Origin of the sequence: Glutamicibacter sp. 0426, assembly GCF_001906485.1 — a bacterium.
Taxonomy (GTDB): domain Bacteria; phylum Actinomycetota; class Actinomycetes; order Actinomycetales; family Micrococcaceae; genus Glutamicibacter; species Glutamicibacter nicotianae.
On sequence record NZ_MPBI01000005.1, the window covers coordinates 161,047 to 179,863 of the forward strand.

Sequence of the window (18,817 nt, forward strand, 5' to 3'; positions counted from 1 at the left end):
AAGAACGCCGGCACATCCTGAATTGGATGTGCCGGCGTTCTGCTGTCCTTGCCTTGGTGCTACTTGGCCAGGGCCTTGGTCACCTCGTCGATGATGCTAGGCAGCAAGGCGGCGAAGGCGCGAGCGCGATGCGAGATCGCGTTCTTTTCCTCCGGAGTGTGCTCGGCCATGGACTTGCCGGCCCCCGCAGGTTCGAAGATCGGATCATAGCCGAAGCCATGCTCTCCGGCCCGCTCGGTGCGCAGCACGCCCTCGACCGTGCCGAGTTCCACGTGCTCGGCTCCGCCTGGGGCAGCCAGCGCCGCGGCGCAGACGAACTGCGCTCCGCGATGCTCGGCGGCTATATCGCCAAGCTGGCCGAGCAGCAGATCGATATTCGCCTCGTCGTTGCCGTGCACTCCGGACCAGCGGGCCGAGAAGATGCCCGGCGCTCCCCCGAGCACATCAACGCTCAGGCCGGAATCATCGGCGAGCGCCACCAGTCCGGTGGATGCCGAGATCTCGCGGGCCTTCTTCAGCGCGTTGCCGGCGAAGCTGACCTGGTCCTCGACCGGGTCGGGAGCTCCCGCGGTGGCGGCGTCGATGACCTGGGTGTCGACGTCCAGGCCCGGCACCTTTCCGCGCAGCAGTTCGCGCAATTCGCGCAGCTTGCCCTGGTTGCGCGAGGCGAGGACAAGTACCGGCTTGCTCATTTGGTGCTGTTCAGGGTCTCGCGCTGGATTTCGGCCAGCTCGTTGGTGCCGCCCAGAGCCAGATCCAGCAGGGCGTCCAGTTCTTCGCGTTTGAAGGGCACGCCCTCGGCGGTGCCCTGGACCTCGACGAAGTCGCCGGATCCGGTGACCACGACGTTCATGTCGGTTTCGGCGCGGACGTCTTCCTCGTAGGGCAGATCCAGCATCGGGGTGCCGTCGATGATGCCCACCGAGATTGCTGCCACCGAGTCGGTCAGCACCTTGGCGCCGGGCTTCACGATGCCCTGCGAACGGGCCCAGGAGATTGCTTCCGCCAGCGCCACGTAGGCGCCGGTGATCGCTGCCGTGCGGGTGCCGCCGTCGGCCTGCAGGACATCGCAGTCCAGCACGATGGTGTTTTCGCCCAGCGCCTTGGTATCCACCACGGCACGCAGGGAGCGGCCGATCAGGCGGGAGATTTCGTGGGTGCGGCCGGAGAGCTTGCCCTTGACCGATTCACGGGAGTTGCGGGTGTTGGTGGCACGCGGGAGCATCGCGTATTCAGCGGTGACCCAGCCGGTGCCTTCGCCCTTGAGCCAGCGCGGCACACCCTCGGTGAAGGAAGCGGTGCACAGCACGCGGGTGTTGCCGAATTCGATCAGGGCCGAGCCTTCGGCCTGAGCGGACCAGCCGCGGGTGATGGTGATGTCTCGAAGTTGCGCGGCTCCTCGGCCGTCAGCGCGTAAAGTCATGGTTCCATCCTAACCACGTGCGCCCCGCGATCCGCACGGGCGGCGCCGCGCGTTACGGTGAAATGCACCTCGTGGGCCGTTCGCGGCCGCTAGTGCGGATGCACCACGACGCAGCACCGGCCAGATTGCGGGCTCAGCTCGGCCCTGCCGCAGTCCAGCTGGCAACCTTCCAGGACGCCGGAAACCAGTTCGTAGTTCATCGAGCAGACCATTTCGGTTTGCTGCTGGGCGACCTGGTGGAATGGGCAGTTCCGCATGGATATTTCCCCGTGCTCATCCACTTCGGGCTCATAGCCCAGCTCATCGAGCAGCGGCACGAGCCCGTCGCCGCCCTGGCCGAGTTTCCTGCCTTCGCCGCGTGCTGCCTGATGCAGCGCAGCGAGCACGGCCCCCGAGGTGTCGGCGCTGGCCGCCTGGGCCAGCAAGCTGCCCAGCAGCCGGTAGTTGCGCGCTGGCAGGCTCACCGACACTTCGGATTGGGCGAGCGCGTAGAGCTTGGCCGTGCGCCCGGCGCCGGGCCCGGTTCTTCCTTCAGGCCGGGCGAAGGTCACGGCCAGCAATCCTGCGGTGGCCAGCCGGTCCAGGTGGTAGGCCGCCAGGGTCCGGCTGATTCCCGCGGCCTTGGCTGCCGCCTCGCGTCCTACCGGTTGCGTGCTTTGCGAAATGAACTCGAACAGCTGGCGCCGCACCGGATCGTTGAGCGATTTGATGACCGCATCTTGGTGCAAGTTCAGTTTTCTCGACATGGCCAAATTCTATCAACAATAGATCTTGACAAATAGGTCCGGGAGGCGAATTCTGGGTATACGTTCAAATCTTTGGAGGGTGATCGCCATGAGCGCCTCATGGAGCGAGAAGCATCCGCTCTCGCACATCCGGGCAACAACAGCTGAACGGGTCAGCACCGACCCGTCGTTGAGCGCATTCTGGATCCTGCGCATTGGATTTGTCGTCCTGCCCCTGCTCATGGGACTGGACAAGTTCGCGAACATGATGACCTACTGGCCGGACTACCTGGCCCCGTGGGTCATTGCCATCCTGCCGTTCTCCGCGCAAACCGTCATGCACGTGGTTGGCGTGGTGGAACTGGTCGCCGCCGCATCGATGATCATCAAGCCGCGCTATGCGAGCTATGTGCTCGCCCTGTGGCTGTTGGGCATCATCATCAATCTGGTCTCGATGGGCATCTTCCTCGATGTCGCCCTGCGCGACGTCGGCCTGCTCGTTGCCGCACTGGCGCTGACCCGGCTGGCCAGCAAGTACGACAAACCGTGGGGCGCCAAGCACGGCACCCGCTGATCCGCTGCAGTACAGAGCAAAGCACCGGGAACTGCTTGGCTTCAAACGGTCGTTGCAACAGCCTGATCAAGCAGGCGTTGCATCGGCCGTGTCCCATTAAGCGCATGATATTGAGCTTGGAATCCCGCTTCCTGCCGAAGACCTTCTTCATTCGCCAGTGTTCACAGCGCTCCAAGGAACTACTGATGGCGAACCACTTGCGAAGCGAGTGAGGGATTCACTGATCGCGTGCGCACGTGTAACGCCAGCGTCGCGCCCATCCCCAGGGCACAGAAGCCGCAGGTCATCACCCAGGAAGCCTGCCAACCGCCGACCTGCACCGCAATCCAGGCCAGCAGGAAAGGGCCGAGGAAGTTGCCCACATTAAACAGCTGCTGCATCAGCCCAATCACTGCGCTCACCGCCCCGCCAGGCGGTGCCAGATCCACGGCCACCCTGCTCAGCGCGGCCGGTGCGATCCCGCCAATGAGCGAGAACACCGAGGCGCAAGCCAGCGCCCCGACGATCCCGCGCGGCAGCTGCATCCACGGCACAGCGAAGAGCCCCACCGAAGAAACGGCCATGACCGCAAAGCACAAAAGCAGGATTCCGGTGGCGCCGCGTCCGCGCTGCAACCAGGCCGCCGAGATCCAGGCACCGATAATGTTGAGGCCACCCACAAGCGCCGAGAGCAACCCTGCCGGCAGTGCTTCCAATCCATAGGCGGCATAAATGCGCGGCAAAAAGCCCATCACGGCCATCCACTGCACTGTGTAACAGGCAAAGGCCAGTCCTGCCATCCACGGCGGCAATACCTTGATGGTCAGCAGAATTTTGCGCAAGGAACCGCGCCCGTCAATGCCCCGCTCCACCGGGCCGGCCGGCACCCACCGAGCCAATGGCCACAGCATACCGACGGCCAGCAGCGCCATCAGCAGCCACAAAGCACGCCACTGCAGCACCTGCAAGGCCAAGATCCCGCCGCTGAAGGAGAGCATGATCGCGATGCCCTGGAAGGACCCCCAAGCACCCATGGCCCGATCAAGATCGGCCGGGCGGCAAATCACACGGATCAAGGCCGGGGCCAGCACCGTGCACAGCAGAAACCCGATGCCTTCGACCATGCGCGTGCCAAGCAATAATCCGGGGTTCGGTGACACCGCACCACCAGCCGAGCCAAGCGCCAGCAAAATCAATCCGAGCATCAGCAACCGGCGCAAGCCGAAACGCTCCCCACCCCAGGCAACCAGCAAGCCACCGAGCATGCTCGCCACCTGGATAACCCCCAAGAGAAGTCCGGAGAACACCAACCCAAAGCCCAGTTCGGCTTCCAATCGTTGCAGCGCCAACGGCAGTTTCCAGATGTTCATCGCTGCAACTACTCCCACACCGACCACGATCATCCAGCGCCCCGCCGCCACCCCTGGACCGCGTCCCTGAGCGTGCGGTGCATGCGCTTCGGTCGCTTCGACCGCGCCGGCGACGACTGTGGGACGTGGAACAGGACAAGACATATGCAATAGGGCTTTCTGAGCACGGCGCCAAGCGCCGGAAGGTGGGTTAATGCTAATCACCAAGGCTTTCCCAGCTCGTTGGATTCTGCTCCTAGGATTTCATCCAATGGAAACACCGGGTCATCTATTGCCGAGGGTGACCGCCCAATGCCTATGCTGATGAGTCCGAAGAAGTCTTGAACCATGGAGCATTCCCATCGCCAATCCGAAACCACGGCTCAAACGTGACAGCACCACCAGCGCCCCAACAGGACAGTCGGTAACTTCGCGCGCTCTCGCACTCTTAGGCACTTTTGACTCCGAACACCCGCGACTCACCCTGAGCGACATGGCCTCTCGGGCCGGCCTGCCGGTGGCCACTGCACACCGTCTCACCGGCGAATTAGTCAGTTGGGGTGCGCTGCAGCGCTCCGGCCAGGATTACCTCATTGGCCACCGGATCTGGCAACTGGGACTGCTGGCACCTGCCCACCAAGGCTTCGCCGAATTGGCCGCGCCCTATATGCAAGATGTCCTATTCGTGACCCAGAACGTCGTGAACCTGTTCATATTGGACAACGATCAGGTTTTGCTTCTCGAACGCATGTCGGGCACCCGGGTGGGAGCCCCATTCCGGCGCGTCGGTGAACACCTCCCTCTCCACGCCTCGGCCGCGGGCAAGGTCATGATGGCATTTGGCGAATCTGATGTATTAGAGGCAGGCATGGCCAGCCTCACCCAACTGACCGAGCACACCATCACGGCCCCCCAGCAGCTGCGCCGCGAAATCGCCAAGGTTCGCGAAGATGGCTACGCCACTACCAGCCAAGAGGCAGGCGCACAGAACTATGGGGTCGCAGTGCCGGTGATTTCGCTCAATGGCCGCTGCCTCGCGGCACTGGGAGTTGTGACTCTGGAGCGTCCGGCCTCCGTGGGTGCGGTGGTGCCCGTCTTGCGTATCGCGGCACGCAGTATTGCCCGCCGCCTAAGCATGTCCACCGAGAGCTAAGTAGACTGCACACCTTAGCCCACAGAGATTTCCATTGGATGGAAAACAATCGCTTAAGTGTGACCAGCTCCACCTACGCTGGATTCACGCACCGACCCTGTGGGGTCGGCCACCTCGCAACCACTGCATTCAGGAGCGGTAGAGCATGACTATCACTGCGCCCATTCAGGCACCGGCCATCATCAATACGGTGATCGACGCCGTAGAGTATCCCGCGGACGGCGTCGCCTCCTTGGTGCTGCGTCGCGCCGATGGGCAGAACTTCCCCAGCTGGGCCCCAGGCTCGCACATCGACGTGCACCTCACCGACGATCTCACCCGGCAATATTCGCTGTGCTCGGACACCGAGGACCTGTCCACCCTGCGCATTGGCGTACTGCGCACCCCGGATTCCCGTGGCGGCTCCGCTTGGGTGCACGATCGCCTGAGCGCCGGTTCCGAACTGCGCATCTCCGCACCACGCAATAACTTTCCGCTTATTGATTCGCGCAAGTACCTCTTTCTTGCCGGCGGCATTGGCATCACCCCGATCATCCCGATGATGCGCGCTGCCGAGGCCGCAGGCCGCGAATGGGTACTCTACTACGGTGGCCGATCCCGCAACACCATGGCGTTCGCCCAAGCACTTGAAGCCGAATTCGGCAACAACAAGGTTCGCATTGTGGCCGAGGATGAATCGGGTCGTCTGGATTTGAGCCAGATCCTGGGTCTGCCCCGCGCCCATATGCTGGTCTACGCCTGCGGCCCAGGCGGCATGCTCGGTGCAGTGGAAGACTTCTGCATGGGCTGGCCTCCGGGTGCCCTGCACACCGAACGCTTCGCCGCCGACAGCCTCGGCGTGGGCGGCAGCTCCGAACCATTCGAGGTGGAACTGTCCCTCACCGGCACCACGCTCACCGTGGAGTCCGACCAGACCATCCTCGAAGCCGTCGAACAGGTCGGCGCCCGAGTCCTATCCAGCTGCCGGGCCGGACTCTGTGGCACCTGCGAAACCCGCATCATCTCTGGCGAGCCCGAACATCGCGACGCCGCCCTTTCCCAGGCCGATAAGGACGCTAACGAGGTCATGATGGTCTGCGTATCCCGCGCCGCTGCCGGTTGTTCCAAACTCGTCCTCGAACTCTAAGGAAGCCCACCATGTCTTTGCGCACTCAACCTACGGTCTTCCAGGAAGACCCCTTCGACGTTGCCGCCATCTCCGACCCCTACCCGTTTCTTGATCGACTGCGCGAGGCCGGCCCGGTAAGCTATCTGGAAGCCACCGGCAGCTACGCCGTCACCGGATACGAGCAGGTCTACGAGGTCCTCACTGACTTCGAAACCTACTCCTCCGCCGGCGGCCTGGGTCCCCGGGATATCCGCAAGGATGAAGCCTGGCGTCCACCAAGCATCCTGGAATCCGACCCGCCGATCCACACCCTCATGCGCCGCGCGCTGACCGGGGTCATCAACCCGGGCACCGTGCGCGCGCTGCGCGGCCCCTTCACTCCCCCAGCTCTAGAACTGACCGATGAACTGGCTACCCGCAGTGGCTTCGACGCGGTCACCGACCTAGCTGAAAAGTATCCGATTAGGGTCTTCCCCGACGCGGTAGGCATCCCAGAGGAAGGGCGCGAGCATCTGCTGCCCTATGGGAACATGGTCTTCAACGCCTTCGGCCCGGAGAACTACATTTTCCAACAGGCCTTCGCCGAAGCCGATGTGCACTCCAAGGTGGTCATGGCTGCCTGCGAGCGCGAATCGCTGAACGACACAGGCTTTGGCAAACAGATCTGGGACCGCGTTGCCGACGGGCTGATCACCGAGCAGCAAGCCACCTTGCTGGTGCGCGCCTTGCTATCGGCCGGAGTGGACACCACCATCTTCGGCATTGGCAACACCCTCTCGGTACTCGCCAAGGAACCCGAAGCCTGGGCCGAACTACGCCGCCAACCAAACCTGGCCAAGTTCGCCATCGATGAGGCCCTGCGTTTGGAATCACCCTTCCAGAAGTTCCACCGCACCGTCTCGGTGGATACCGAACTGGGCGGGGTACACCTGCCAGCCGGTACCAAGGTGCTGGTCTTCCTCGGTGCAGCCAACCGCGACCCGCAGAAGTGGGGACCGGACGCCGATAAGTTCAGTTTCGATCGCTCCTCCTCTGGCCACGTGGCCTTTGGTATGGGGCTGCACCAGTGCGTGGGCCAACCCATTGCCCGCCTGGAAATGGAAATCGTGCTCCAAGCACTGCTGGAACGGGTGGAAACCATCGCCCCTGCCGGCCCGGCCGTACCGATCATCCACAATGTGTTGCGCGGTTTCGAATCGCTTCCGGTAACTATTACTCCGGCACGCTAATACCGCCGTCGGCTCCCTGGAGTCGACACCTTGAAGCCCGCGAAACACCGCGCTTGTCAAGGAATTCTCCGCCCGCACCACCTGCTCGCCGGCGGAGAATTCCATCTAATGCACCCTGTCACAACTACTTAGGGTGAACACACGCCACCTTCGGCATTCGTACCCGGCAATGACGCCGCCCGAAAACACCTGGGAATACCAATGACACAGACCACTCCGGCACCACCGGTGCCCAGCAAGTCTCAGCGTTCCAACCCCGCCACGTGGACCAGCCGCAAACGCACCGCCTACGGCTGGACAGTCACCATCATGCTGCTCATCTTGATGATGGTCAGCTGGGCCGACAAGGCCATCTTGGGTATCGTGGCCGTTCCGCTCATGGAGGATCTGGGCATTACCCCGGCCCAATTCGGTCTGCTTGGCAGCGCCGTGTTCGCCCTCTTCGGTGTCGCCCAGTTCGTGGCCGCACCGATCGCCAACCGCGTCCAAGCCAAGTGGATCCTGCTGGCGCTGTGCCTCGTCTGGTCCATCGCGCAGGTCCCGGTCATCGTCTTCGCGTCGCTTCCCGCACTGTGGTTCAGCCGCTTGCTGCTCGGCGCCGGCGAGGGCCCGCTGGCCCCGATCACCATGCACGCGGTCTACAAGTGGTTCCCGATGCGCCGTTCGGCCACCCCGGCTGCAGTGGCCTCGGCCGGGGTGACCCTCGGCGTGGTGGCTTTCGCCCCGGTCATCGCCTGGGTGACCTCCGAGTTCGGCTGGAAGTCAGCCTTCATCTTCGTCGCCTTGGTTGGTGTAGTCTGGTCCGTTCTGTGGCTGTTCATCGGCAAGGAAGGCCCCTACACCTCGGTGCAAGCCGAACACGAAATCGAAGGCACCAGCCCGTTGGAAGGCGCCACCGCCGTGGCGGCCGACTCCAAGGTTCCTTATCTGAAGTCATTCCTCACCCCCAGCTGGTTGCTGGCAGTGCTCTGCTCCTTCCTGGGCTACTGGACCTTCACCGTCGCAATGACCTGGCTGCCTGCCTACTTCGAGACTGTGATGGGCACCAGCACCCAGCAGGGCGGCTCGCTAATCGCCTTGCCGGCCATCTGGGGTGCGATCTCCACCGTGGGCCTGTCCTGGCTTACTCAGGTGCTCGGGAACCGTGGCCTGAACACCCGCATCTCCCGTGGTCTGGTTCTCGGCGGGTCGGCTGTGTTCTCTGGCGTGATGGTGCTGCTGGGTACCGCCGCCGACTCGCAGGGCGCGGCGCTGACCTTCTTCACCTTCGGTTTCGGTACCGCCCCGGCCTTGTTCGCTCTTACTTACCTGGTCGCCGCGGAAACCACCAACATCGCCCAGCGTGGGGCCCTGCTGCAGATTACCAACGCCTTCCTAACCGCTGGCGGCCTGTTCGCCCCGGCCGTGGTCGGTGCCATGGTCAGCGCCGCAGCGACCCCGGCAATCGGATACGAGCAGGCTTTCTGGCTTACCGGCATCATGATCACCATTGCCGGCATCATCGCCTGTTTCGGCATCAACCAGCAGCGCGACCGCAAGAAATTGGGGCTGCAGCTCTAAGCTGCACTCCGGCTTCGCGCCGCACAATGATGCCACTGGCGCTCCACCCTTGTCGGGTAGGGCGCCAGTGGTGTTTTTGTGCACTGACTCTTCCGCTTTGCGCTGGGGTTACTCCCTTTGGCGTAGCAGGTCGCATCCTGGAACGTATCCGAACGGCTTTATCGGGAGAAGCTGAAAATATTGGTGATGGAGCGCTAGAAAGTGGAGAAAATGGAAGAATATGGCACGCGTGCGATGGATCTCAGGGTTGTATGGTGCCCGGAATGCACGTCGTGAGAATACACCCGGAGCGCGCCCCTGAAAAAACGACGGAGAGCCGGAGATCCGTGTTTGCAATGAGTGGCACGAATCGGAGCACGAGGCAATTTCTTATTGCCCTGCAAGCGAAGCCACGTATGCCAACCTCTGATTGACACCCATTGTTATGTAACGGTCGTTTTTCGCGTCCGCATACGGCACGTTCACCGGCCAGCTTTGCGGGCGGGTATACGGGATGCCTCTCTTGCTTATGAATATGGAAATGGCTTGCTAGCCAAGTCATTAGGGCGGATGTCCCGGTGAACGACCAAATTACAGACGAATATAACGTACATCTTGGATGACCAGCAGGGAAACGCCTCCAGAGTCAACATCTTCGCAGCAACTACTCGCCAGCCATGACGCGCGAGATAAATTGAGCTTTTCCGTTGTTGTAGTTAAGCCGGTGAGTGCCGAAACGGTCAGCGAGTCCGAGCTTAAGCGTGGCATATTCGGCGGCAAGCTTCGGATCGACTCGGAGCCTGTCCCGGAAACGCAGTACGCCGTGTTCCCAAACCGATCATTGTTCGCAGACGTGTACGTGCACGAGGCGAGGTTCACCGGCTGGTGGCCGAAAGAACCGGTGGTCAGGTTCGCGTTGCCGAAGCACGAGGCCTAAGGATTCAAGACCAGTACGGTAGGCCGCTTCATCGTTTAAATCTGGCACAGCTATTTGCAAGTCAAGTACGGGCTTGGCGATCAGGCCGGGGATCGATGTTGACCCTACATGTTCTACTCGCGCAAGCGTAGGAAGAATGTTGCTTTGGATTCGGTTGGTCCATTCAGCCGCTATCAATGGCCACAGCGGATCAGATTCATAGAGTTCCACCGGTTCCCCACCAGGCTTATCGAACCACTCACTTGGCATGATCCAATTCTCGCCCAAATTGCCCGCTCAAACCGGGTCACAGCACACGTCGATGGGGTTCCGAGGGACAGAACAACGCCCCCGGGCTTCGATCCACAATATATTCGAGGATCAAATCCCGGGGGCTCAGAGAATTTCGACGGTTCCTAGCCGACGACGTCCGCTGCCAATGTGTTGAGCGCAAAACGCTGGCCACTGCTCGCCACGGTGACCTGACCGGCGAAGCTGGTTTCGGCACGCTGCTTCCATTCTTCCGGGGTTGCTACCCCGGCCAGATGCGAGAGCACCAAATGCTTCACTCCGGCAGCCTGCGCCACTCGGCCGGCACCTTCCGGCGGAGTGTGCGACTCCCGCTGGTGGTTGATGAAAGTAGGGCTGAAGCCCATGGCGGTAAAGAATTCCAGATTCACTGCCTCATGCACCAAAATGTCGCTGCCGCGTGCCAGCTCAATGAGCGCATCGCATTCTGCTGTATCCCCGGAGAAGGTCATCGACCCGTGGGCCGTATCAAAGCGGAAGGCGAAAGCCGGGAATACCGGTGGGTGCTCCACCAGAACCGCGCGCACGGTCACCCGGTCATCTTCGTAGATGATGAAGGGGCGGTTGCCGGAACCTTCGGCCGCTGCGGGCAGCGTGATCTCCTGGACGTCCAGCAACGTGTTCATCACCGGGCGTGCCTCATCCGTGACGCGGATATCCAGATCGTAGGAGAAGGCTTTGAGCGTATGATCCACCAGCTCGCGGGTGCCGGCCAGCTGCTGGCCACGCACATGGTTCGGGTCCTTCCCCGGACCGTAGAGGCCCACCGGTGTGGTGAAGCCGCCCACAGGGGCACCCCAGTTCCACATGAGATAGGCCGGCAGTTCACCCACGTGGTCGGAGTGCAGGTGCGTGATGAACCCGGCGACTAGATCCTGGCCGCGCAGTCCTGCCTGGTGGGCGGCCCTCACGCAGCCCAATCCGAAGTCCACCAGATAATGCTTGCCATCGACGACGACGGCGCTGGCCATCCCATTTTCTTTACCACGGATGGCCGGTCCGGCCGCGGTACCGAGCGTGATGAGCTCAGTGCTCGACGAAATGTTCATTTCAATCCTTAAAGTTCTTGTGGCTTGCGGGGCTTAGCCGTGGCTTCGAGCATTGATAGTGCGTGGTTCAAGGTATTCCTCTAGGCCCCAGCGGCCGCGTTCGCGGCCCGTGCCCGAGGCCTTCCACCCGCCAAAGGGCGCATCGAGTTCTACCACGGTGTGCTGGTTAATCCACACCGTGCCCGCCTCTAGGTTCGAGGCCAGCGCTTCAGCGCGGTCCAGATCCGGAGTCCACAACGATGCGCCCAGACCAAAGGGCCCGGAATTCGCCTGCACCATGGCCTCATCGACGCTGTCGTATCCAATGATGGGTAGTGCGCTGCCAAATTGTTCTTGATCAACCAGCGCCATGCCCGCGGCCGCATTGGCGATGATCGTCGGATTCATGAAGTGGCCAGGCAAATCGCAACCGGTACCTCCCCCGGCAGCCAGCCGGGCTCCGGAATTCAACGCTGCATCGACCATCTCCTGCACGCTCTGGCGCTGCTTGGCGGTGTGCATCGGGCCCATGGTGGTGCCCTCGGCTACCCCGTGTCCCAGGCTCAGCTTGGCCGCTTCGGCCACCACAACCTCGGTGAATGCCCCCTGCATTGCACGCGGCACGTACACGCGCTTGACGGCCATGCAGACCTGTCCGGCATTGCGGAAGGCACTGCCCACGATGCCGCGGGCGGTGGCTTCCAAATCGGCGTCCTCCAGCACAATGGCCGGATCATTGCCACCCAGTTCCAGGGTAACCCGCTTGACACTCGACGTGGCCGCGGCGGCGACCGCTGCGCCCACCTCGGTAGAGCCAGTGAAGGAAATCTTGCGGATTTCTGGCAGCTCGGCCAGCGCCACGTTAACCGTGCGGCGGCTGCTGGTGCGTACCTGCAGCACGCCTTCGGGGAGCAGCTCGTTAGCCAGTTCCACCAGTGCGATAGTGGACAGCGGAGTGGTCGCCGAAGGCTTGGCAATCACCGTGCACCCAGCCACCAAGGCTGGGGCCAGTTTCACGCAGAGCAGTGATATCGGGAAATTCCATGGCGTGATGGTGCCAACCAGCCCGACCGGGCGGTACTGCACCTGCAGTTTGCGACCAGCACGTTCGGGCAGTGCCTCGGTCTCATCCCAGTCCATGTTTGCGTAGTATTCGAAGAGGTCCGCGGCCACTTGAAATTCGCCGATTGCTTCGCTCAGCACCTTGCCCTGTTCCAGGGACAGGATGCGGCCTAGTTGTGGGGCGCGGGTGCGGATACGGGCTGCCACTTCACGCAGCGTGGAGCGACGGGACTCACGGTCGGCGGCCCAGCCGGCGGCGGCGAGATTGGCCGTAGCAATGCTCTGGCGCACATCTTCTTCGGTGTGTTCCGGGGCCTGCCCAACGACCTCTAGGGTGGCCGGGTCGAGCACATCGTAGACTGGCACTTTCATCAGCACCCTCTCTTCACGGGAAATCTTAGCTAATGTCAGCTTGCCCGGTGTCCAGCCCCGACACCGGATCTGATTCCATTGGATGGAAAGTGTGTCGTGAACCACCTGGACAATGACGCAGGATTAACTATCAAGCACGGCCCGGCGACGCCCGGTGGCCCCCTACATCCTAGGAGAACCCCATGTCAGCATCTTCACTGCCCATTGCCTTGACCGGATGCGCCTCGGGCATTGGCGCGGCCACCGCGGCGCTACTGGCCTCCCGCGGCTACACAGTCATCGGCATCGACCGCACCGCGACCACTGGCTTCGCGGGTGACTTCATCCAAGCTGACTTGTCCACCCCTGCCGGCATTTCGGCAGTCATCGAGAAACTGACCACACTGGCCCCGCAGGGCTTGGCTGGCCTGGCAAATATTGCCGGGGTACCAGGCACCGCGCCGCTGCGCACCGTGCTGTCGGTCAATGTCTTTGCCGTGCGTGAACTGACCCGAGGCCTGGCCCCGCTGCTGGGCGAACGCGCCTCCGTGGTGAATCTGGCTTCCTCGGTGGCCTTTGGCTGGCGCAGTGTGGCCGAGGCCTGCCGCGACTTCGCGCTGGCCGAGGACCAGGACCAGGCGCTGGAGCAGGCCGCGGCCGATACCGCCATTGCGGAGAATAGCTACCTGTTCTCCAAGCAGTGCGTACGATTGCTGACCGAACAGTTGGCCGCCGAGTTTGTCGGCGCTCGGGTGCGGGTGAACTCGGTCAGCCCCGGCCCGGTGCAGACTCCGATCCTGGATGACTTCAAGAAGGACCACGGCCAGGATAAGGTCAATTCCGCCGCTGAACTGCTTGGCCGCTTTGCCGCCCCCGAGGACATTGCCGAGGTCATCGCCTACCTGCTCTCCAGCCAGCCGATATGGGTTAACGGTACCGATGTGCGCGTCGATGGCGGTCTGGTCGCCTACCGCAGCAGCTCGGTGCCCGCCACTCAGGCCTGAAACGCCTAGCTAGGCGGTAAGCCTTTAGCATCACGGCCAAAGCCCAGCACGAAAGCTCTCGTGCTGGGCTATGTTATTTTCCGAAGCGGCCTAGCTGCGCCACAGAGTGCAAGGCCCGGCCTCGCAGCACCAAATGGTGCGGCGCGGCCGGACCTGATAACCAAGGTACTCCAGCTGCTACTTCTTGCGCTTGAGCAGCGGGAACTTGCGGGTCTTCTCGTACTTGATGGTCGGCATGGATCCGGTGCGGGTCTTCAGGTAGTCGGTACCGCGATCCCCCTTGAACAGGGTCGGGTCCTTGTCTTCCTTCAGGCTGCCGGAGTACACGCCGTAGGTTACGCCGGATACGGCAACGGCAATGCCGCCGCTGTAGGTTTCCTTGGCCTCTTCAACCACCTTGTTGATGTCGGTCCATACCGGAATGTGGGTGAGCAGCATGCGCTCGGCACCGGCGGCGGCGGCCATTTCGCCAGCGCGTTTCCCGGTCAGGTGCACGCCGTCAATGTGGTCATCGCGGCCTTCCTCGAAGGCCGCTTCGCACAGGAACATGTCGGCGCCGCGGGCGGCTTCCACCAGGCCATCGCAGCTGTCGGTATCCCCGGAATAGGTCAGCACGCTGGTCAGCAGTTCGCCGTCGGGGCCCGGTTCATGCGCTTCCACGCGCAGGGCATAGGCTTCCTTGATCGGGTGGCGCACCGGGTACGGGGTGATGGTGAACGGTCCGATATTCACCGGCTTCAGCGATTTCCAGACCTGGAAGTCGTAGTCCTTGGCCATGGTGTCGCCGTCAGGCAGCGAGTAGGCAGTCTCGATGCGCTCGGCGGTGTCTTCCGGGCCGTGCACGAGCATCCGCTCCCGGCCCCAGCCGTCGGGATCCCAGCGGATCGCCACATGCAAACCGCACAAATCCATGCAGTGGTCGGGATGCAGATGGGAAATCATGATCCCGTCGATGTCTTTCAAATCGGTGTAGCGCTGCAGCACGCCCAAAGCCCCGGACCCCAGATCCAGCAGGATCTTCCAGTCGCGGGTACCATCAAAGGCCGTCACCAGGTAGCAGGACGCGGGCGATCCCGGCCCTGGGAATGACCCGGTGCATCCGATGATGGTCAGCTTCATTCGTTACTCGCTTTCGACGCGGCAATCATTTGCGGAGTGATCCGCGAGATGGCTCCGGTCGGATAGTGGGCGGCTACATGGTCCACGTGGCGCACCTGCAGCACCTCGGGTCCGAGGAAACGGCGAGCCAGTACACCAAAACTATCAGCGTTGCCTGTGGCGAGGAACTCATGACGCGCCGCGGCGCCGTCGTTGCGCACCAGCGAATGCCGGGTCAGCGCCCGGAAAACGTCCTTCGCCGTTTCCTCTGCAGATGACACCAGCGTGACCGAATCCCCCATCACGTAGGAGAGCACGCCGGTGAGCAGCGGGTAGTGCGTGCATCCCAGCACCAGGGTGTCCACCTTGGCGGCCTGCAGCGGCGCCAGATACTCTTGCGCGATCTCCAGCAGCTCGGCGCCGGCGGTGATGCCGGATTCCACGAACTCCACGAAACGCGGGCAGGCCACGGTCGATACCTGCAGGTTCGGGGCAGCGGCAAAAGCATCCTCATAGGCGCGCGAGCCCACGGTCGCCTGGGTGCCGATGATGCCGATCCTGCCATTCTTCGTGCCGGCCACGGCACGGCGGACCGCCGGCTGGATGACTTCGACCACCGGGATGCCGTAGCGCGCGGTGTAGCGTTCGCGGGCATCGCGCAGCACCGCTGCGGAGGCCGAATTGCAGGCAATGACCAGCAGCTTCACCCCGGAATCCACCAGTTCGTCCATGACGCCCAGGGCGTTGGCCCGCACCTGGGCGATGGGCAGCGGACCGTAGGGAGAGTTGGCGGTATCCCCCACATAGATCAGCGATTCGCCGGGCAGCTGGTCGATGATCGCGCGGGCCACGGTCAGCCCGCCAACACCGGAATCGAAGATGCCAATGGGAGTATTGGCGTCCGGGGCGGAGACCTGCCCGGTGGCAAAGTAGGAATTCATGGGCTCAGGACTCCGCATCCATCAGCGCGCCCATCAAGGTATCGAGCACCCAAGAGATCAGGTTGTACACCAGGGACATGTATTCCTCGGGGGTTTCCACCTCGGAAGCATCAAGCACCTCGGCGACGCGGGCCGAATCCTCTTCGCTGCGGATCTGAAGGCGCTCGGCGAGCACCAGGCGCACGTCGTTCAGGGCCTGGGCGAAACGCGCCGCGGCGTCCTTGTCCAGCACGAGCCTGTCGGTTTCCAGCAGCAGCTGGGCTTCACGCAGGCGGCCGACCTTCTGCGCGATCGAATCGGCTTCGGTCAGCCGGCGATGCTCGGCAGCCACCACGGCGTCGTCGCTGGCATCGGGCAGCAGCCTGGCCAGTGCCGGATCGGCAATCGGAGGCAAGTCCATGGACTCGGGCCGCATGCCGGTCAAGGCATAGAGCGGATCGATGTCCTCGGGCAGCTGGTGCAGCCGGGCACGTTCTTCGAGCATTTCGATGACGTCGGAGAAGAGTTCGCGGATCAGCTTGCGTTCGGGCGAATGCAGCGTGCCGGTAATGCCCTTGGAACCGTTCTTGAAGGCCTTGGCCACGTTCAGGCTCCCTGGGTCATGGTTGCGTTCAGTCCGAACCCGTGCATGGCCTGCACATCGGATTCGATGGCTTCGCGGCTGCCGCTGCGCACGGTGCAGAAGCCGTCATGGTGCACCTGCAGCATGAGCTTCTCAGCTTTTTCCGGGCTGAAACCAAAGTAGGAACGGAACACGTAGGATACGTAGCTCATCAAGTTCACTGGATCATTCCACACAACCAAGCGCCATAGCTTGTCTTGGGATACCAGGGTTTCAAATTCGGAAAGTACATCGGGCATTGCGGTCATGGCTACCATTTTACGCGCGGAAGCTGAACGCAACACCGGACACGGCAAATATCACCTTGGGCGTGAGCCGTTATACAGTAAAACGGGTCTGCTTTCCCAAGCAGCACCGCACAAGGCCTTTTCCGATCATCAGGAGCGTCACATGCGCACCAGTCTCTTCACCGACCACTATGAGCTGACCATGCTCCAGGCAGCGCTGGAATCCGGTGCAGCTCACCGCCCATCCGTCTTCGAGGCATTCGCACGCCGCTTGCCCGAAGGCCGGCGCTACGGTGTGGTCGCAGGCACTGGCCGCGTGCTCGAAGGCCTGGCAGATTTCCGCTTCGATGACGAGCAGCTGCGTTTCCTCAGCGACAACAAGGTGGTCAACGCCGAGACCATCAAGTACCTGGAGAACTTCCGCTTCACCGGCAACATCTCCGGCTATGCCGAGGGCGAGCTGTACTTCCCGAACTCGCCGCTGCTGACCGTGGAGTCGACCTTCGCCGAAGCCTGCGTCATCGAGACGTTCGTGCTCTCGGCGATGAACCATGATTCGGCCATTGCCTCGGCCGCCTCGCGCATGATCGCTTCGGCCGGCGAGCGCCCCTGCATCGAGATGGGCTCGCGCCGCACCCATGAGGAATCAGCGGTGGCCGCCGCGCGCGCCGCCATGATTGCCGGATTCTCCTCGACCTCGAACCTGGAAGCCGGTGCACGCTACGGCCTGAAAACCGTTGGCACCTCGGCCCACTCCTTCACCCTGCTGCACGACACCGAGCGCGCCGCCTTCGAAGCGCAGGTTGCCTCGCTGGGCAAGGACACCATCTTGCTGGTCGACACCTACGACGTCGAGAACGGCGTACGCACCGCGGTCGAGGTGGCCGGTCCCGAGCTGGGCGGCGTCCGCCTCGACTCGGGCGACCTGGTGCAGCAGGCAGGCTGGGTCCGCGAGCTGCTCGATGATTTGGGCAACTGGAACACCAAGATCACCGTCACCTCGGACCTGGACGAGTACGCGATCGCTGCCTTGGCCAGCGCCCCGGTGGACTCCTACGGCGTGGGCACGGCCCTGGTCACCGGCTCCGGGCACCCGACCGCGTCCATGGTCTACAAGCTGGTGGCCCGCCAGGACGATGCGGGCGAATGGATTCCCGTGGCCAAGGCCGCGGCGAACAAGGCCAGCGTGGGCGGCCGCAAGTATGCGGTGCGCCAGCTCAACGAGCGCAACCGCGCCGTCGCCGAAATCGTCTCCACCTCCGAGTACACCACCGGCGGCCCCGAGCGCGACTTGGTTGTCCCGCTGGTCCGCAACGGCGAGATCGACCAGGCCCATGTCGGCGCTGCCGGCGTCAAGCGCGCCACCGAGCGCCACCACGCATCGGTCCAGGAGCTGCCGGGCGTGGCCCGCAAGATGCAGCGCGGCGAACCGGTCATCCCGACCGTCATGATCCAGGACTAGACAAACACACGAAAAACTCAGCTGCGGAACGTAGGATCCAGGTTCAAGGATCCTGCGGTCCGCAGTTGTCCAAGGTCTACATTCACTAGCCAGGGAGGCAGCGATGAGCAGAGCCCTATTGATCATTGATGTCCAGCCGGACTTCTGCGAAGGCGGTGCCCTCGCGGTAACCGGCGGCAATGCTGTAGCTACGGCCATTGCCGCGGACATTGCCGAACGCCGCGATTCCTACTCGGCCATCGTGACCACCCAGGATTGGCACATCGAGCCGGGCGATCATTTCTCTCAGAACCCGGACTTCATTGATTCCTGGCCGGTGCACTGTGTCGCCGGCACACCTGGCGCAGCGCTGCATCCGCAGCTCGCGCACGTGCCAGTCGACGCGCATTTCGCCAAGGGGCGTTTCGCCGCGGCCTATTCCGGCTTCGAAGCCCGGAAACTGGATCCTTCGGCAGACAAGGCCGATGAAAGCGGAGAACTGCTCGGTGATTGGCTCAAGGCCAAGGGCATCACTTCGGTGGATGTCGTGGGACTTGCCGCTGACCACTGCGTGAAGGCCACCGCGTTCGATGCGGTGGAAGCCGGGTTCACCACCACCATCATTTCCCCGCTGACCGCAGCGGTCTCGCCGGAGAATCTGCCAGCGATCCGCGAGGAACTGCGCGCAGCCGGCGTCACGGTGCTGTCGCTGGGCTGATCCTTGCCATGAAAACCACAA

17 protein-coding genes and 2 pseudogenes are annotated in these 18,817 nt (G+C 62.8%); 8 read left to right on the forward strand and 11 right to left on the reverse strand.

Annotated features, from left to right (window positions below; all coding sequences use genetic code 11):
- Positions 1-59: 59 nt before the first annotated feature.
- The 3 genes from rdgB to BKX98_RS13405 form a co-directional block, all read right to left on the reverse strand.
- Positions 60-692, reverse strand: a complete 633-nt coding sequence (gene rdgB / locus BKX98_RS13395; RefSeq protein WP_073707622.1) for an RdgB/HAM1 family non-canonical purine NTP pyrophosphatase — start codon at positions 690-692, stop codon at positions 60-62.
- Entirely contained in the window at positions 689-1,423 is a 735-nt protein-coding gene (gene rph / locus BKX98_RS13400; protein ID WP_038992098.1) for a ribonuclease PH, read from the reverse strand. Before rph ends, rdgB begins: the two co-directional genes overlap by 4 nt.
- A gap of 89 nt (positions 1,424-1,512) precedes the next feature.
- A complete protein-coding gene (locus BKX98_RS13405; protein WP_073707623.1) occupies positions 1,513-2,169 on the reverse strand; it encodes a metalloregulator ArsR/SmtB family transcription factor in 657 nt (218 codons plus the stop codon).
- Positions 2,170-2,257: 88 nt separating this feature from the next.
- On the opposite strand from BKX98_RS13405, the gene BKX98_RS13410 reads away from it, so the two are divergent.
- Positions 2,258-2,722 carry a hypothetical protein gene (locus BKX98_RS13410; RefSeq protein WP_073707624.1) on the forward strand — a complete coding sequence of 155 codons (465 nt, stop codon included), beginning with the start codon at positions 2,258-2,260 and terminating at the stop codon, positions 2,720-2,722.
- Positions 2,723-2,901: 179 nt separating this feature from the next.
- On the opposite strand, the gene BKX98_RS13415 is transcribed toward BKX98_RS13410, so the two are convergent.
- Complete coding sequence (locus BKX98_RS13415) at positions 2,902-4,215, reverse strand: MFS transporter (RefSeq protein WP_073707625.1); 1,314 nt, start codon at positions 4,213-4,215, stop codon at positions 2,902-2,904.
- 196 nt (positions 4,216-4,411) lie between these two features.
- On the opposite strand from BKX98_RS13415, the gene BKX98_RS13420 reads away from it, so the two are divergent.
- From BKX98_RS13420 to BKX98_RS13435, 4 genes are all read left to right on the forward strand, one after another.
- Entirely contained in the window at positions 4,412-5,203 is a 792-nt protein-coding gene (locus tag BKX98_RS13420) for an IclR family transcriptional regulator (protein ID WP_073707626.1), read from the forward strand.
- 145 nt (positions 5,204-5,348) lie between these two features.
- On the forward strand, positions 5,349-6,329 hold the full coding sequence (locus BKX98_RS13425) for a PDR/VanB family oxidoreductase (RefSeq protein WP_083586907.1): 981 nt from the start codon (positions 5,349-5,351) through the stop codon (positions 6,327-6,329).
- 11 nt (positions 6,330-6,340) lie between these two features.
- The gene (locus BKX98_RS13430) at positions 6,341-7,540 is read left to right on the forward strand and encodes a cytochrome P450 (protein WP_038992088.1); all 1,200 of its coding nucleotides are present in this window, start codon (positions 6,341-6,343) and stop codon (positions 7,538-7,540) included.
- A gap of 201 nt (positions 7,541-7,741) precedes the next feature.
- The gene (locus BKX98_RS13435; protein ID WP_038992087.1) at positions 7,742-9,100 is read left to right on the forward strand and encodes an MFS transporter; all 1,359 of its coding nucleotides are present in this window, start codon (positions 7,742-7,744) and stop codon (positions 9,098-9,100) included.
- A 643-nt stretch (positions 9,101-9,743) separates the two neighbouring features.
- Here BKX98_RS13435 and BKX98_RS17415 read toward each other — a convergent pair.
- From BKX98_RS17415 to BKX98_RS13455, 3 genes and pseudogenes are all read right to left on the reverse strand, one after another.
- Positions 9,744-10,265 (reverse strand): annotated as a pseudogene (locus tag BKX98_RS17415) (GrpB family protein).
- A 146-nt stretch (positions 10,266-10,411) separates the two neighbouring features.
- Positions 10,412-11,353 carry an MBL fold metallo-hydrolase gene (locus BKX98_RS13450; protein ID WP_073707628.1) on the reverse strand — a complete coding sequence of 314 codons (942 nt, stop codon included), beginning with the start codon at positions 11,351-11,353 and terminating at the stop codon, positions 10,412-10,414.
- Positions 11,354-11,386: 33 nt separating this feature from the next.
- Entirely contained in the window at positions 11,387-12,766 is a 1,380-nt protein-coding gene (locus BKX98_RS13455) for an aldehyde dehydrogenase family protein (RefSeq protein ID WP_073707708.1), read from the reverse strand.
- A 182-nt stretch (positions 12,767-12,948) separates the two neighbouring features.
- On the opposite strand from BKX98_RS13455, the gene BKX98_RS13460 reads away from it, so the two are divergent.
- Positions 12,949-13,749 (forward strand): SDR family oxidoreductase, encoded by an 801-nt coding sequence (locus tag BKX98_RS13460; RefSeq protein ID WP_073707629.1) that lies wholly within the window; start codon positions 12,949-12,951, stop codon positions 13,747-13,749.
- 324 nt (positions 13,750-14,073) lie between these two features.
- Here BKX98_RS13460 and BKX98_RS13465 read toward each other — a convergent pair.
- From BKX98_RS13465 to clpS, 4 genes and pseudogenes are all read right to left on the reverse strand, one after another.
- A pseudogene (locus BKX98_RS13465) lies at positions 14,074-14,868 on the reverse strand (MBL fold metallo-hydrolase); the annotation flags it as partial.
- Positions 14,865-15,788, reverse strand: coding sequence for a glutamate racemase (gene murI, locus BKX98_RS13470; RefSeq protein ID WP_073707631.1), 924 nt, complete (start codon positions 15,786-15,788; stop codon positions 14,865-14,867). The gene murI and the pseudogene BKX98_RS13465, both read right to left, overlap by 4 nt.
- Before the next feature lie 4 nt (positions 15,789-15,792).
- Positions 15,793-16,371, reverse strand: a complete 579-nt coding sequence (locus BKX98_RS13475; RefSeq protein ID WP_073707632.1) for a DUF2017 domain-containing protein — start codon at positions 16,369-16,371, stop codon at positions 15,793-15,795.
- 2 nt (positions 16,372-16,373) lie between these two features.
- The gene (gene clpS / locus BKX98_RS13480) at positions 16,374-16,658 is read right to left on the reverse strand and encodes an ATP-dependent Clp protease adapter ClpS (RefSeq protein ID WP_121866567.1); all 285 of its coding nucleotides are present in this window, start codon (positions 16,656-16,658) and stop codon (positions 16,374-16,376) included.
- 142 nt (positions 16,659-16,800) lie between these two features.
- Here clpS and BKX98_RS13485 point away from each other — a divergent pair, with 142 nt between their 5' ends.
- Together BKX98_RS13485 and BKX98_RS13490 are read left to right on the forward strand one after the other, a co-directional pair.
- Entirely contained in the window at positions 16,801-18,099 is a 1,299-nt protein-coding gene (locus BKX98_RS13485) for a nicotinate phosphoribosyltransferase (RefSeq protein ID WP_038992074.1), read from the forward strand.
- 103 nt (positions 18,100-18,202) lie between these two features.
- Positions 18,203-18,796: an isochorismatase family protein gene (locus BKX98_RS13490; protein ID WP_038992073.1), complete on the forward strand. Its 594-nt coding sequence runs from the start codon at positions 18,203-18,205 to the stop codon at positions 18,794-18,796.
- Positions 18,797-18,817 lie beyond the last annotated feature (21 nt).